This is a genomic window from Qipengyuania oceanensis (assembly GCF_009827535.1).
In the GTDB taxonomy this organism is placed as follows: domain Bacteria; phylum Pseudomonadota; class Alphaproteobacteria; order Sphingomonadales; family Sphingomonadaceae; genus Qipengyuania_C; species Qipengyuania_C oceanensis.
Genome location: NZ_WTYN01000001.1, coordinates 1,199,553 through 1,213,498, shown reverse-complemented (window position 1 = coordinate 1,213,498; position 13,946 = coordinate 1,199,553). Strand labels below are relative to the sequence as shown.

Here is a 13,946-nt window from a genome sequence, read left to right as displayed (position 1 = left end):
GCCGCGAGTGGTTGGGGTATCGTGGTCACAGCAGGAACCTCACTCCGAGGCCGACGGTGAAACCGTCGTAGCTGAGGTCGGAACGGTTGCTGCTGCGTTTGCGGTAGCCGGCGAAGGCCGAGGCACCGATGTGCTGTGCGACGCGCGCCCGCACGCCTAAGCGCAAGGCGAAGCGATCGTCCTGGCGATCGATGCCCTCGAAGTCCTCCTGCACGTATTGAGCGTTCGCCTCGACCAGCAGGCGATCGCCGAGCGAGCGCTGGACCCGCAGGTCGAAGTCGCTGCGCAGGATGGCCGGCACGCCGATCAGCGGGCTCGGATCGAAGGTGCGCTCGCCATTGGCGATCACGCGCAAGCGCGGCGTAGGACTCCAGTTGGCTCGAACGTAGTAGTTCACGCCCGATTTCGAACTGACATTGCTCGCATCGTAGGATTGCCTGATGAAGCCGACGCCCGCCTCGATTTCGGTGAGGGCGCTGGGAGCGAAGCGGACCCCGCCGAGCACACCGTAGCCGTCCGAATCGCGCGAGATGCCCGGGTCGACATCGTAGTCGACGCGGTTTGCACGCACCTGGCCGAAGATCTGCGTTTTCTCGCTCACGCGGTAGTTGGCGCGAATTCTCACGCTTTCGACGGTGGCGTCGCGATAGGACTGGTCGATCGGGTTCCCGTTGAGTGTCGCATCGTCGTAATCGCGTCGGGCGAGTTCGACGCCGCCGGACAATTCCAGCGTGCCGCCCGTGCGGGCGAGTTCGAAGCTGGCGCGTTTCTCGAGATATTCCACCGGCTCATCCGTCCGCAGGGCATCGCCGGCGGTTCCGCGCCGCTCGATCCTCTCGGCAAGGACTGCGCGCGAGGTGAAGGCGAGCCGGTTGCCGAGGTCGAGCCGCGCGCGGCCATCCAGCCAGTACTGCTCGGAGTCTTCGCGGGTCTCGTCGAAATGCCGGCGGATCTCTGCTCCCGTGGTCAGGCTTGCAGCGTGCCGGGCCAGGTCGGTCCGCAGGATCAGCGAGGGGGACAGGATTGCCAGATTGTCGCCGACCGCCGGGTCCGGACGATTGTAGATGTTGCTGTCATGGACCAGATCGGCCTCGAGAATGCCATTGAGAAGCAATCCGGGGGCGATGCGTGCGCCCTGTCCTTCGGCTTCGTCGAACAGGTCCGTCGGGGTCGTGACCGGTTCTTCCTGCGCCATCGCCACGCGCGAGAAAGAGAGCATGGCAAGGAAGATGACCAGGCGGCGCATCCGGCGCGACTTCGCCGGCCGATCGGAAACGGGGCCCGGCAGGTGAATGACTTCGGACAGCCTGCGCCCGGCTTCTTCCTCGCTGAACAGGGCATAGCGGATCACCGCAAGCAAGTCGCCGAGGTCGGTCCACCCGGCCTGCGCACTCGATGACAGCGCGCCGCACGCCCCCTTGGCGAGCGGTGCGCTGGACTTGCCGCCCCGGATGGCCGAATTGCGGAGGCTACTCATATCGAGTATGGATCCTCACTCGAAAGTAGAAGGCGTATGGCCAATAGTGATTGCTCCATGGCGATGAATCTGGATCGTGAAGGTCGCTCGAAGGCAGGCCGGCGCGAACCTCGCAGAACGGTCCGCAGTTTCGGGCGCGGGCTCGTGTTCGCGATTCCGGCCGCCATCCTACTGTGGGTGCTGATCCTCTGGCTGGTCTGAGACAGCTGTTCGGGCAAGACCATCAGCAAGCGCCCCTCTGCCGGAGGACGGCCGGGATGGTCGCGAAAATGATCCGCAAGTCGAGCGTGAGGCACTTGTTGAGCGCATAGACATGGTCGGTCGCAACGCGGCGGCGGTATGTCGTGCCGCTTCGCCCCGATACCTGCCACAGGCCAGTAAGGCCCGGTCTCAGCGCGAGGTAGCTCGTGCGATACCTGCCGTAACGCGGCAGTTCCTCGGTCACGATCGGCCGGGGTCCGACCAGGCTCATCTCCCCCTTGATGACGTTCAGCAGCTGCGGCAGTTCGTCGAGGCTTGTCACCCGCATGATCCGGCCGAGCCGCGTCACCCGCGGATCGTTCCGCAGCTTGTGTTCGGCTTCCCATTCGCGCCGCAGGCGGGAGTCGCTCGCGAGAAGATCGCGCAAACGCTCCTCGGCGTCCGGGTACATGGTCCGGAACTTGTAGCATCCGAATGGGCGTCCGTTCCGGCCGACGCGAGTATGCGCGAAGATCGGTGAGGCAGCGGTCGAAAGGAATGTCGCCACGGCCAGCACAAGCATGAAGGGCAGCAGGAATAATAGCAGTGCAGTGGCGCCGACGATGTCGATGACGCGGCTGGTTCGTGAAAAGCGCTGGCTGATCACTGCAGGGGCGGAAGCAACGGAGACGAATGACCCCGCGTCCACATGGCCAGGCGTGATCAGCACCATTTCCTCCGGCGCGGACAATGCGCTCGCGACCAAAGGCGCCGGCGGCAGGACCGGCGGGTTGTCGTTCGTCGCATTATCGAGGTTGGTGGCCGCCATCGTTCCCGGGGTTCACTGCTGAAAAACTGAAAGGAATCGGCGTTTTCGCAAGAAATGGACGCCGTCCGTCGAGCAGCAAGACTTTCCCGAATCGGCCGGGATCACAACCGGGCATGCGATGTAGGTGGGCCTGAGTCTAAGTGGTTACCGCGATACTAGCTTAAGGGGCGCGCTCTGCTCCCATTTGGTGATTTTCCATGATCGGCCAGTCGTTTACCATGATGGCGTTTGGCGTAGCGATGCCGCGCGCCACTTCGCAGCGCCGTCTCGACCGCGTGGGGTACGGCGATGCACAGGCAACCGTTCGAAAGGATCGTGACATGCATGCCCACCACCTGAGCCGAAGCGGCGCGAAGTTTGCTCTAGCGGCGCTTGTCGTGCCGGTCGCATTGTCGCTGGCCTCGTGCGGCGGATCGGATGCGCCGGTCGCCAGCGTTGCCAGCCTGAACTCCGACATCGTCGAGGGATACCGGATCGGCTCGGGCGACAGGCTTAAGGTGGTCGTGTTCGACGAGGCCTCGCTCTCAGGCGAGTTCGAGATCGGCGAAAGCGGCGAACTTGCCTTGCCGTTGATCGGCTCGGTGCCGGCAAGCGGCAAGTCGACCGGCCAGTTGGCGGGGCTGATCACCCAGGAGCTGTCGGCCGGCGGCTATGTGCTCGATCCGCGCGTGTCGATCGAGGTGATGGAATATCGCCCGTTCTACATCCTGGGCGAAGTGAGCCAGCCGGGCGAATACCCCTACAACGGCGATCTCACCCTGCAGCAGGCGGTGGCCAAGGCCGGCGGCTATACCGCCAGGGCAAACAAGAACACCGTGGAACTGCAACGGCACGACTGGGCCGGCGCGAAAAAGGTCAAGGTCAGCGAGTCCACGCTAAAGATCGCACCGGGCGATACGGTAACCATACTTGAATCGTTCTTCTGATTGAATCCCATTGACTCTCAACGATAATCTCAAAAGCAAGACATGGTCAAAGATAGCTGTTGATTCAATGTTGGTTATTACGCATCCTTAACAGCGGAAGAGGGATTCGGAGTCGCACTGATCCTTGTAGGTTTCCTGTATCTGGTTTCTCCGGATGCGGCCTACGACGATACTTGCAGCACCGGTGGGGGGTCCTATGGTTCCGGAAATCAATCTCGTCAGTCCGTGCGAATTTACCCGCGAGGGTTTCGCACGCATCCTCAGTTCCGAAGGCTTCACCGTGCGCGGCTGTTTCGACAGCATCGCGGAGGTCCGGTACGAGAATCTCTCGAAGAACAGCATCTTCCTGCTCGATGATCCCGACAGCGCGGAACACGCGCGGCTGGTGGAGACCGTAAAGGCCGAATTCGAGTCGGCTGTCGTCGTGTTGCTGTCGGCGGACTTCGATCTCGCATCGATGCTCAAATGCTTCCGGGCAGGCGCGCGCGGTTACGTCATCAAGTCGCTGAAGGCGGCACCGATGATCGCCGCGATCAGGCTTGCAATATCGGGGCAGCGGGTTCTCCCGCAGGACGTTCTCGAGATCTTCGAGAACCAGGCAAAGCCGATCCCGGCGCTCCCGGAAATCGCCACCGAACTGGACGATGCCAACCTGTCGCCGCGCGAGAACGACGTGCTGTGCTGCCTCATGGCCGGCTATTCGAACAAGGTCATCGCGCGCGAGCTCGATGTCTGCGAAGCGACCGTCAAGGTCCATGTGAAGGCAATCCTGCGCAAGCTCAACGTCAACAACCGGACGCAGGCAGCCATCTGGGCCAATTCGCACAGCACCATCGGTGGCTACTACCCGATCCAGTCCTCCCAGTCTGACACCTCTGCGCAGCCGCTGGTCGCCCGCGCCGGCTGATAGCGGTGGCGCCGGGCGCGTCGTCGTTGCGTCCGCTCGAAGGAAGCCGGCTCAGCTGCGGGGGCGCATCAGCCGGTCCAGCGACCCGGCATTGCGAGGCAGGCACTGGTCCGTGTTCAAGCGAGAGAACCGCTCGCAATCCCATAGCGCCAGGTCCATCCCCGAGTTGGCATCCCGAACGAAGACGAACAGGGGCCTGGGAGAGCGCGAAGGCTGATCGGACGTGTAGCCGGCGGCCTGTTGACCATTACCGTAGGCGACGACCAGGCAATTGCGCGATGATCCGCAGCGCCCCAGCGCTTCGACCGCCCATCGACCGGTTGCGCCTGAAGGGTCGACGATCAGGAAATTGGGTAGCGATGTTGCAGGCGCATTGGCTGTCGCGACGTTGGGCGTGAGCGTTTTCGCTTCGAGTGCCACGCGTCCGGATATTTCCGGTATGGCCGCCTCGGCAGTCGATGCCACGGCCAGCCGCGACGGGTCGAAGTCCGGTATATTTGGCTCGCCCGAGGTTACAGGAACGCCCTGGGGCAGGCGGCCAAAAGCGCCTTTCCACGAATAGAAGATATGTGCACCGACCTTGCTGACGGGTTGCAGCTTGTGGCTCCACCACGGGACCACGAAATCGGCATGGTAATGCGTAGCCGCGCCGACCGCGGCATCGATGCCACCGTCGAGCGCCTTTTCGGCGATCTTGCGCGCTTCGGCGAGCGCATGGCGGGACGGTTGGCGGCGGACGCGCGATCCGTCGCAGGTAAAGGTGAACTGGCAGCCCGTCCTGAGGTGCGAACCCTGGAACACCACCCCGCAGACCGTTTTCGGGAATGCCGGATGGCGCAGACGGTTCAGCACGACCTGCATCACGGCGCGTTGGCCGGGCCGGTCGTTGCCGGCTTCGTACCATCCGGCCATGCTCAGGCAATCGAGCGCGCGCTCGCGGTCCTCGCCGCGGCCTTTGTAGAACAGGGGGACGGCTGCCGCAGGTGCGACGAAGGCGATTTGCGAAATGTCGATGCCGCCCGTGCTGGCCATTCGGCGTGCATGGCCTGGCAGCAATGCGAATGGCTGGCCGTTCAAGGCCGCGGAACCATCGCCGCGGGCCGACGCGGCGGTGTGGCCTTCGGCCCGCGCATAGGTCCAGACCAGCGCCATCAGCGATGCTGCGACGACTATCAGGCCCCAAGCTCCGATGCTCGTCGAGCCGTCGTGCTTCAGGCGTCGGAACTCGGCGCGGAGCGAGGCGGGCAATTTCTGCCTGATCGTCGAGTCGGCCTGATCCTGATCCATGCCCGCAGGGTGAACGGCTCGAGACGCGTGTGCCATTGGGCAGAAGGACTAATCCTTTGCATCAATCTCCATCCGCTCGCTCGATTGCGGTGTCCCGCACTCCCTGTCGCCGGCCGGGGCTACGCGGGAGTAGATGCGGACGTAATCGACATAGAGTGTCGAGGGGTCCGGAGTCCGGTCGATCGGGTATCCCGGGCCCATCGCCAGGTTGACGATCGGGTGGAGCGGGTCGTGATGCTCCGCCGGGGTCGGGAAGCGGGCTACCTCGCGCCGGTCGAGGTAATAGGTCACCCATTTCGGGTCCACTTCGACGCCGTAGGTGTGGAATCTCTGCGTCAGGCTGCCCGGTGACACGGGGATGCGATCGCCTGTCGAACGGTTGCTGCCGTCTTCTTCGCGCAGCTTCCAAACGTGCATCGCGAGGCTGTAGGTGTGCGTGCGGTGGCCGTAATATTCCACCACGTCGATCTCGATCTTGGGTGACTTGACGGATGTCGGCCTGAGGCTGACGAGCCAGAATGCGGGCCAGAGACCGGGTCCGGGCGGCATCTTCATGCGGGCTTCGAAATAGCCGAACCGCTCGCCCGTGCCGGCTCCGGTCTTGTCGCCCGCTGCGAGCAGGCCGGAGCCCCAGCGGTCCGGCCGTGTCTTGCGCGCGGTGATCGCCAGCTTCCCGTTCTCGATCGCGAACGGGCCGTCGGGACCGGGATTTAGAAACCGGGCATCGCCGAAATCGCCGTTCCACGGCGTGTGGGCGATCCAGCGCTTGTTCTCCAGCAGCCAGGGATTGACGCTCAGGTCGTCGAACTCGTCCGCGAATACGAGATCGAAGGCGCGCATATCGATCTGCTCGCCTTGCGTCGGCAGCTCCGGCGCGCTCGAGGCCAGCATCATGGTGGCGACCAGAAAGACGGCTTTCATCGCGCCTAGCTACGCACGGTGGCGGGTCGCCGCAATTGACCGGATTGGTGCGCCGGCCCCTTTACGCTCATCCTTATGGACTAGCCCGCAGCCACGCCGTGACGACCGCTCACCCGAAGATCCGGAACAGGCTCGGTTTCCCTGCCGCGTCTTCCTACACCCGATGGTCTACCGACTAACCCGTATGTCCACTCGCGCGCAGGGTCGGGCCCGGTGCAAAGTCCCGCGATGGACGCCGCCTTTCTAAAACCGCCAGTCAGCGCGCCGAGAAGGGTGGAACTTGTCGTGGCACCGGCCAGCCGGGAGCCATGGCGGTGCAAATCGGACGTGCCGAGGAAGGGGACCAGAGATTGGATCGCGTGATAGATCACTCTTTCACAAGCGAAACCGGGTGGGACATCGACGAGCAGGGGGGAGAAGCATCTCCCGATGCCGCGACAGAAGAAATTCCCGTGGCCGTCTTCAACGTCAAGTTCAGTCCGAATCTCGGCGATGGGGTCATCGCCGACTGCCTCGAACACGCGCTGATCGAGGCCGATCCCCGACTGCGTCCCTATTCCATCGATCTTGCTGGCCGGCTCGACCACCACGCGGGCAATGGCCGCAACCGGCGGGGCCTGATCCGCCTGATCGAATCCCTGCCACCCGCCTTTCGCCGACTGCTCGTGCCAATGATGCTGGGGGCAGTGGTGCGTTTAAGGCTGCGGCCTCGATGGCGGGAGCAACTGGTGCCGGCGCGCATGGTCATCCTGGGAGGCGGGAATTTGCTCGCGGACCGCGACCAGAACTTCCCGATCAAGGTCGCTGCGGCGCTGGGACTGGCAAAGGAGCGGAGCCTGCCGGTTGCCCTTGCGAGCCTGGGTGTCGGGGCGCATTGGTCAAATGCCGGCGGCGAGCGGATGCGCGAGGCGATCGGCTACGCCGAGCCGCTGTCCATCACCCTGCGCGATCGCCTCTCGATCGGCAACTGGAACGCGACCTTCGCGCGCGTGGCAGGCACGAGCAGCCCCGAGCTTGCCTATGATCCCGGGTTGCTCGCGGAAAAAGTCTACGGACGCCACGTGGCAGGCGGTTTTAGGGATCGCATCGGTATCTGCGTAACCGCGCCCGAAGTCCTGCGCCTGCACGGCGCGCCCGGCAGCGATCGTTGCGATGCTGTATGGATGGAGCAGCTCGTCGAAAGGCTGAGCGCCGCCGGCCAGGAACTCGTGCTGTTCACCAACGGCAGCCAGGAGGACGAGCGTTTCCTCGACGAACTCTGCCAGCAGCTGATGCCTTATGCCGGTGTCACGCGTGCGCCGCGCTTCACCAGGCCTCGCGATCTTGCCCGGTTCATCGGTTCGCTTCGCTCGGTCGTGGCGCATCGGCTTCACGCGTGCATCATCGCCCATTCCTACGGGCTGCCGGCGGTCGGTCTGGCCTGGGATGCGAAGCTCCAGGGTTTCTTCGACACCATTGGCCGCGCGCAATACCTGCTCGATCCGGCGATGCACGATCCAGGCGATGTCGCCGAGGCCGTGCTTAACGCGATCAACGAGCCACCGCAGCGCGAGGACCTCGACGTGCTGCAGGCGGAATGTCGCGCTTCGATTGCCGACCTCGCCGTGCTTGCGATCGATCATGCGGTGCCGGCATGAAACCCCACATTGTCGTCATCAACGATCTCGCCGAGCCGATGGGCGGAGCATCGAAACTCGCGGTGGAATCCGCACTGGCCTTTGCCCGTCGCGGCCATGCGGTGACCTTTATCGCCGGCGGATCGGACAGCGATCTCCTCGGCGCTGCGGGGATCGAAGTGGTCTCGCTGCAGCAGAAAAGGCTGGTGGCGGCCGGCTTTTCGTCCAGCGTGCTCAGGGGTCTGTACAACCGGGCGGCGCGGGACATGCTCGCCGCCTGGATCGCGCAGAACGACCACGAGGGCATGGTCTACCATTTGCACGGCTGGGCGCAGATTCTCTCGCCGTCGATCTTCGTACCCTTACGCAAGGTAGCCGACCGCCTGGTGCTCAGCGCGCATGATTTCTTCGTCACGTGCCCGAACGGCGCGATGTTCGACTTCCGCCAGCAGCAGCGCTGCGAACTCCAGCCGCTCGGTACGCGGTGCCTGATGCGCGACTGCGACAGGCGCAATCGCCTGCAGAAGGGCTGGCGCGTGGCACGTCACTCGGTGCTCGCCCGCACGCGCCCGATGTTCGACCGGTTTCCGCCTGTCCTGCTGATCCACGAAGGCATGCGCCGCTATCTCGCGATGGGCGGGATCGAGGATGCGGACATGGCTGTCCTGCCCAACCCGGTCTCGCCCTATTGCAGCGAGCGCGTCGAAGCGGAGAAAAACTCGTCCGCCCTGTTCGTGGGTCGCATCGAGCCGACCAAGGGGATCGCCCAGGCGGCCGAGGCATGCCGACAGGCCGGCGTAAGGTTGATCGCGGTCGGGACCGGATCGCTGCTTGCCGAACTCGCCGAGAGCTATCCCGAGCACGACTGGGTCGGTTGGAAGCCCCCATCGGAAATCGGGCACTATGCTTCGCGCGCGCGCGTACAGCTGATGCCCAGCATAGCGATCGAACCCTTCGGCCTGACGGCGGTCGAAGCACTGTGGAGCGGCCTCCCGGTGCTCTGTTCCGAAAACGCACTGTTGCTGGACGAGATCGAAACTGCCGGTGCGGGAAGGGGGATCGACCCGACCGACATCGACGAGTTCGCAAGGATACTCTCCATCTGGGCGCAAAAGGACGCGCTCGTCCGGGGAATGAGCATCAATGCCTTCGAGGGAACGCGCGGCATCGCGATGACCGCGGATGCATGGATCGATCGCCTGATCGAAAGTTACCAGGCTCTTCTGGAAGGCGGGAAGCGGCGGCTGGTCGCGCTGTACGACGAGCCTGCACGAGATTGCCGAGGCAAACAGGGTTCGCAAACCTCGCCGGCGCGGCTGCACGATGCGCGGCGAACTGCGAGAGAAGTGCGCAATGCGACTTGTTAGGACCGAAATCGAGCGAGAATATCGCGGGCCGTTCGAGCGCCACCAGGCATGGTTCCAGAGCCGGAACGGTCGGGAGCTGCGCTTCCTTTTCGTCGTGCCGCATGCCTACCGGCACTGGTTGTCGGATCGCGCCGACCACTGGCTGGTGCTGGGTGCAACATCGGCAGCGATCTTCGGCGAGAGCTATTCGCAGGACATCCCGGCACCGCGTGTTCTCAAGCGCAATCTCGATTGCCTCATCCGGCAATGGGCCGAATGGTATCCCGGAGCGCGCTGCATCGAGATCGACGTCCCGGTCCTCGACGAAACGGGCGGGAAGGACGATGCAAGCGCTTCGCACCGGGGCCTGTTCTATACCGGAGGAGTGGATTCGACCTTCACGCTCTCGAGCGAAGACGAGCGTACGGACATCCTCATCAAGGCGATATTCGACTGGGACGACGAGACCCATTTGGTCGATCAGCTCGCGAATGAGCCGAAATTCGCGCACGGCAAGCCAGTGCTTCCCGTCGGCACGAATGTCCTGCGCGCCTTTCCCGAATTCGCCGACGCCTGGGCCTATCGCACGCACGGGCCGGCACTCGGCTCGATCGCGCATCTGCTGTCCGGCGGGCTGGAGCACGTCACGTTCTCATCGTCGCAGACTTACGGCAAGCTGATCCCGTGGGGCTCGCACCCCCTGACCGATCCCCTGCTGTCGTCGCACGAGCTGCAATTCCATCATTTCGGAACGCAGTTCAGCCGACTGGAAAAGATCCAGCATCTTGCCGGCGATCCCGCATTGCTCGCCGGGCTTGACGTGTGTGGCCAGGAGCCGGGCGTGAAAGGACGCCGCGTCAATTGCTCCCGCTGCAAGAAGTGCCTCAGGACCATGATGGCGCTCGACCTTTCCGGGGTCGCGCCCGAGGACGCGCCGAGCTTCGATTGGTCGCAATACAGTGCGCGGGCGATCGCGCGCATCCGGTTGCACAACCCGAACGAATTTCCGGTCTTCCACGAACTGCTCGAGGACGCGCTGGCGAACGATCGGCAGGAAAGCGTGGAGGCCCTCCGGACGATCCTGCGCAAGTCCTACGTGTATCGCCCGCTGGGAGCCTTCGAGACATTCCTGCGCCGCAGATTTCCCTCCCAGGTCGTGAACCGGCCGATCCTCAAGAGCGCCAAGCACCGATTTTTCCACGTGCGGGAGCGGTGGACATGACTGGCTCGGATGGCGGCGAGCACCGCCCGACCATCATCGGCATCCGCAAGTGCAATTCGCCGGCCTTCGTACGCGCCGTATTCGAGGCCTGCTCGAAGGGCCAGCTGTTCGCGGTGCTGGACGATGAGGCCGCGCTTCCCTCGATCGCCGGTTATAATCGCGGGCCGATCCTGGAGCCCGAAGCAGGTGCCGGCTGGTCCGAAGGCAGTCTTGCCCTGCGAAGCGAAGACGAGCCGGCCCAGATCGTATTCACCTCGGGCACGGAAGGAGAGCCCAAGCCGATCGTGATCTCCCATGCCGCGCTGGCCGATACGGTCGAGCGGCTCAACGCCATCATGCGCGTCGACGAAACCATCCGCGAATATGTCGGCGTGCCGGTCGGCTTTTCCTTCGGCCTGGGCCGATGCCGCGCGGTCGCTGCAGCAGGCGGCAGGTTCTACATTCCGCAAAACGGGTTCGACCCGCTGCAAATCCGCGACATGCTGGCTGCCGGATCGATCAACGCCTTGTCGGCGGTGCCCAGCCTCCTGCGCCTGCTGATTGCGCAGCCCGGTGTCCTGCAGGGTCACGGTGCCTCGCTCCGCTGGCTGGAAATCGGCAGCCAGTACATGAACCGCTCCGAGAAGGAGCAGTTGAAGGCGCTGTTCCCCAATGCCCGCATCGTCCAGCACTACGGCCTCACCGAAGCCTCGCGCTCGACCTTCCTCGTCGTCAGCGATTGCGAAGGTGAAGCGCTGGAATCGGTCGGTCAGCCTTACGGAGCGGTGGAAATCCGTATCGGTGAGCAGGGCCGCATCCAGATCCGCGGCCCGAATCTGGCCATGGGCGTTCTTCGCGCAGGGCAAATCGAACCGATGACCGACGGTGAAGGCTGGCTGACCACAAACGATAACGGTCATTTCCACCGAGGCATGCTGGTTTACGATGGCCGGGCAGACGATGTCATCAACACCGGCGGCGTGAAGCTCGACCCGGCCTTGCTAGAAACGCAGGTGATGCAGGCGCTCGCCCTGGACGGCGGGATCGCGATCTCCCGCATCGCCGACGACCGGCGCGGCGATGGCATTTTCGTGGCCCTGTCGCACGAAGTGGCCGGCGAGCAGGACGCGGTCGAGGATGCGTTGCGCGATATGCTGACACGCCGCGGTATTTCGCCCGGCTCCTCGCTCAAACTGCAAGTCGTCGACCGGATTCCCAGGACGGCAACCGGCAAGGTCCAGCGCCGCCAGCTGAGCGAGCTTTACGCGCCTCAGGAACACTCGCGCGAGCGGGAGACCAGAACTGACGACGGCATCCGCTCGCTCTTCGCGCAGACGTTTCGCCGCGATAGCGTGCCGGACGAGGCCAGCTTCCAGGATCTCGGCGGCGACTCCCTCAACTACGTCGAGATGTCGATTGCGCTCGAGAGCCGCCTCGGTTCGCTGCCCGCAAACTGGGATGTCATGCCGCTCGGCAAACTGGCCGAGTTCGCCGACGGCCCGACGCGTGCGCCAGCCACGATGGAGACGGGGATCGTCTTGCGGGCGCTTGCGATCACTTGTGTCGTCGCCACGCATTCGGGGATCAGCCTGGTGAGAGGCGGGACTTTCCTGCTGTTCTTCCTGATCGGCTACAATCTCGCCCGGTTCAAGGCGCCGGCCTTGCGCGAGGGCAGGATCTTCGGCTCGCTGGCCAATTATGCCCGGACCCTGGTCATCCCATACTTCCTGCTCGCTGCGGTCTTCATGATCTACAGGGGCGAATTCCAGCTCGACACGCTGCTCCTCTACACAAATCTCACCGAGTTGCGGCTGACGCAGATCTTCCCGTTCTGGTTCGTCCAGGTTCTGGTCCAGTGCCTCGTGCTGACCGGCCTGCTGTTCGCGATACCGGCGGCGCGGCAATGGGCGAAGCGATCGCCATGGGCTTTCGCCTTCGGCACCACGGCTGCACTAGTCCTCGTGTGGTGGGCTGCCCAGATCGCGTGGAATACGGATCACCTGCGCAATCTCGTGCCCCAACGCTATCTCGCGCTTCTGTGGCTCGGCTGGTGTTGCTACGCCGCCGACACGCAGCCGCGCAAGCTGCTCGCGCTCGGCCTGGGAGTCGCTTTCGCGCTGGTCGATGGCGGTGTCTCGCGGACGACCGGCTGGATCGGGGTGGGCCTCGTCGCGACGCTGTTCGTGCCGATGATCAGCGTCCCGCGATTACTGCGCCCGGCGGTGCAGTACGTTTCTTCGGCCACTTTCACGATCTTCGCCCTCAATGGCGTGCTGGCATGGTCCGTCATGCTGGTGAGCGACAAGCTGTTCGGGCGGTCGTTCAGCCTGCTGACTTTCGTTCTCGCCTTCGGCGGCTGCCTGCTGGTCTACGAGGCGATGAGGCGAGCCAGTCTCCTGCGATCTGCAGCGCCGCAGGCCTTGCGGCCTCCAGGCCGGCCGAGACGCAGCGGCTTCGGCCCGGTCGCCGAGCCGGTATCGAGGGGGTCGGTCAGGTGATCGCGGATACGTCGGCCGTTCGGGTCGGTGCTCGATGGCGGTCGCAACTCTGGTTGCCGCGCCAGTTCGATCAGAAGATTCTCGCGATCATCCTGCTAGTCGAGGCGGGCTTCGTCGCCGCGCATGTGATCAGCGGCGCACTGCTGGAAAAGATTCCCGCGGCATTGAACATCGCCCATGATGGCAGCCTCGCCGAATGGTTCGGCTATATCCTCATGGCGGGTGCGGCGCTGATGATGTGGCGGGCATACAGGCGCGAAGGCGTGGTCCTGTGCCTGACATTCGCGGTGGTGCTGGCGACCGTGATGCTCGACGACAGCCTCATGATCCATGAAAACCTCGGCGCGGTGGTCGCGCGTGAGGTCGATCTTGTCTCGCGGCTGGGGCCGGAGAGCAAGGATGCCGGCGAGCTGGTGATCTGGATAACGATCGCGCTGTTCCTGCTCCCCTGGGGGATCGCCGGCGTGATCTTCACGCCCGTTGCGAAGTGGCCGTCACTGTTCCTCCTCGCGGCACTCATTGTGATGTTGGCCTTATTCGCAGTCGGGATCGATTTTCTGCACGAGCCGGTGTGCGAAGCGTTCGCATTTCATTGGTGCTTCCAGGCTTTCGACATCATCGAGGACGGCGGAGAGATGCTGAGCGAGGCGTTGATCTTCGCGCATGTCTGGAAGGTGTTTCGCTGACGGGCTGCAACGCCGGCGCTTGGGCTCCGGGCGATCGAAGCGCATGCCATCTCTTCCAAGTCATCGAAAAGA

12 protein-coding genes are annotated in these 13,946 nt (G+C 64.0%); 8 read left to right on the top strand and 4 right to left on the bottom strand.

The window, feature by feature from the left end; translation table 11 throughout:
- Window positions 1–25: 25 nt before the first annotated feature.
- Window positions 26–1,477, bottom strand: a complete 1,452-nt coding sequence (locus tag GRI48_RS05875) for an outer membrane beta-barrel protein (RefSeq protein ID WP_160672734.1) — start codon at window positions 1,475–1,477, stop codon at window positions 26–28.
- Window positions 1,478–1,534: 57 nt separating this feature from the next.
- Between GRI48_RS05875 and GRI48_RS05870 the strand changes: the two genes are divergently transcribed.
- Entirely contained in the window at window positions 1,535–1,678 is a 144-nt protein-coding gene (locus GRI48_RS05870; RefSeq protein ID WP_160672731.1) for a hypothetical protein, read from the top strand.
- 22 nt (window positions 1,679–1,700) lie between these two features.
- On the opposite strand, the gene GRI48_RS05865 is transcribed toward GRI48_RS05870, so the two are convergent.
- Window positions 1,701–2,486: a sugar transferase gene (locus tag GRI48_RS05865; RefSeq protein WP_160672728.1), complete on the bottom strand. Its 786-nt coding sequence runs from the start codon at window positions 2,484–2,486 to the stop codon at window positions 1,701–1,703.
- Between the two features lie 197 nt (window positions 2,487–2,683).
- On the opposite strand from GRI48_RS05865, the gene GRI48_RS05860 reads away from it, so the two are divergent.
- Window positions 2,684–3,412: a polysaccharide biosynthesis/export family protein gene (locus tag GRI48_RS05860; protein WP_160672725.1), complete on the top strand. Its 729-nt coding sequence runs from the start codon at window positions 2,684–2,686 to the stop codon at window positions 3,410–3,412.
- Between the two features lie 196 nt (window positions 3,413–3,608).
- Window positions 3,609–4,319 carry a response regulator transcription factor gene (locus GRI48_RS05855; RefSeq protein ID WP_160672723.1) on the top strand — a complete coding sequence of 237 codons (711 nt, stop codon included), beginning with the start codon at window positions 3,609–3,611 and terminating at the stop codon, window positions 4,317–4,319.
- Between the two features lie 51 nt (window positions 4,320–4,370).
- Here the strand turns inward: GRI48_RS05855 and GRI48_RS05850 are convergent, their stop codons facing one another.
- Both GRI48_RS05850 and GRI48_RS05845 read right to left on the bottom strand, forming a co-directional pair.
- Window positions 4,371–5,606 carry a cell wall hydrolase gene (locus tag GRI48_RS05850; RefSeq protein WP_160672721.1) on the bottom strand — a complete coding sequence of 412 codons (1,236 nt, stop codon included), beginning with the start codon at window positions 5,604–5,606 and terminating at the stop codon, window positions 4,371–4,373.
- Between the two features lie 48 nt (window positions 5,607–5,654).
- Complete coding sequence (locus tag GRI48_RS05845; protein WP_202389189.1) at window positions 5,655–6,527, bottom strand: glycoside hydrolase family 16 protein; 873 nt, start codon at window positions 6,525–6,527, stop codon at window positions 5,655–5,657.
- A gap of 308 nt (window positions 6,528–6,835) precedes the next feature.
- Between GRI48_RS05845 and GRI48_RS05840 the strand changes: the two genes are divergently transcribed.
- From GRI48_RS05840 to GRI48_RS05820, 5 genes are read left to right on the top strand one after another with little or no spacing between them, the layout of a single operon-like run.
- Window positions 6,836–8,164 (top strand): polysaccharide pyruvyl transferase family protein, encoded by a 1,329-nt coding sequence (locus tag GRI48_RS05840; protein WP_160672719.1) that lies wholly within the window; start codon window positions 6,836–6,838, stop codon window positions 8,162–8,164.
- Window positions 8,161–9,510: a glycosyltransferase family 4 protein gene (locus tag GRI48_RS05835; RefSeq protein ID WP_160672718.1), complete on the top strand. Its 1,350-nt coding sequence runs from the start codon at window positions 8,161–8,163 to the stop codon at window positions 9,508–9,510. Before GRI48_RS05840 ends, GRI48_RS05835 begins: the two co-directional genes overlap by 4 nt.
- Window positions 9,497–10,711, top strand: coding sequence for a hypothetical protein (locus GRI48_RS05830; RefSeq protein WP_160672716.1), 1,215 nt, complete (start codon window positions 9,497–9,499; stop codon window positions 10,709–10,711). Before GRI48_RS05835 ends, GRI48_RS05830 begins: the two co-directional genes overlap by 14 nt.
- Window positions 10,708–13,188 (top strand): AMP-binding protein, encoded by a 2,481-nt coding sequence (locus GRI48_RS05825; protein WP_160672714.1) that lies wholly within the window; start codon window positions 10,708–10,710, stop codon window positions 13,186–13,188. The genes GRI48_RS05830 and GRI48_RS05825 overlap by 4 nt, the downstream gene beginning before the upstream one ends.
- Window positions 13,185–13,874 (top strand): hypothetical protein, encoded by a 690-nt coding sequence (locus GRI48_RS05820; protein ID WP_160672712.1) that lies wholly within the window; start codon window positions 13,185–13,187, stop codon window positions 13,872–13,874. The genes GRI48_RS05825 and GRI48_RS05820 overlap by 4 nt, the downstream gene beginning before the upstream one ends.
- The last annotated feature ends 72 nt before the right edge of the window (window positions 13,875–13,946 follow it).

Coding starts and splice junctions, on each gene's coding strand:
- GRI48_RS05845 (WP_202389189.1), bottom strand. CDS start 6,527: ATGAAAGCCGTCTTTCTGGTCGCCACCATGATGCTGGCCTCGAGCGCG.
- GRI48_RS05830 (WP_160672716.1), top strand. CDS start 9,497: ATGCGACTTGTTAGGACCGAAATCGAGCGAGAATATCGCGGGCCGTTC.
- GRI48_RS05860 (WP_160672725.1), top strand. CDS start 2,684: ATGATCGGCCAGTCGTTTACCATGATGGCGTTTGGCGTAGCGATGCCG.
- GRI48_RS05835 (WP_160672718.1), top strand. CDS start 8,161: ATGAAACCCCACATTGTCGTCATCAACGATCTCGCCGAGCCGATGGGC.
- GRI48_RS05865 (WP_160672728.1), bottom strand. CDS start 2,486: ATGGCGGCCACCAACCTCGATAATGCGACGAACGACAACCCGCCGGTC.
- GRI48_RS05855 (WP_160672723.1), top strand. CDS start 3,609: ATGGTTCCGGAAATCAATCTCGTCAGTCCGTGCGAATTTACCCGCGAG.
- GRI48_RS05875 (WP_160672734.1), bottom strand. CDS start 1,477: ATGAGTAGCCTCCGCAATTCGGCCATCCGGGGCGGCAAGTCCAGCGCA.
- GRI48_RS05825 (WP_160672714.1), top strand. CDS start 10,708: ATGACTGGCTCGGATGGCGGCGAGCACCGCCCGACCATCATCGGCATC.
- GRI48_RS05840 (WP_160672719.1), top strand. CDS start 6,836: ATGGCGGTGCAAATCGGACGTGCCGAGGAAGGGGACCAGAGATTGGAT.
- GRI48_RS05870 (WP_160672731.1), top strand. CDS start 1,535: ATGGCGATGAATCTGGATCGTGAAGGTCGCTCGAAGGCAGGCCGGCGC.
- GRI48_RS05850 (WP_160672721.1), bottom strand. CDS start 5,606: ATGGATCAGGATCAGGCCGACTCGACGATCAGGCAGAAATTGCCCGCC.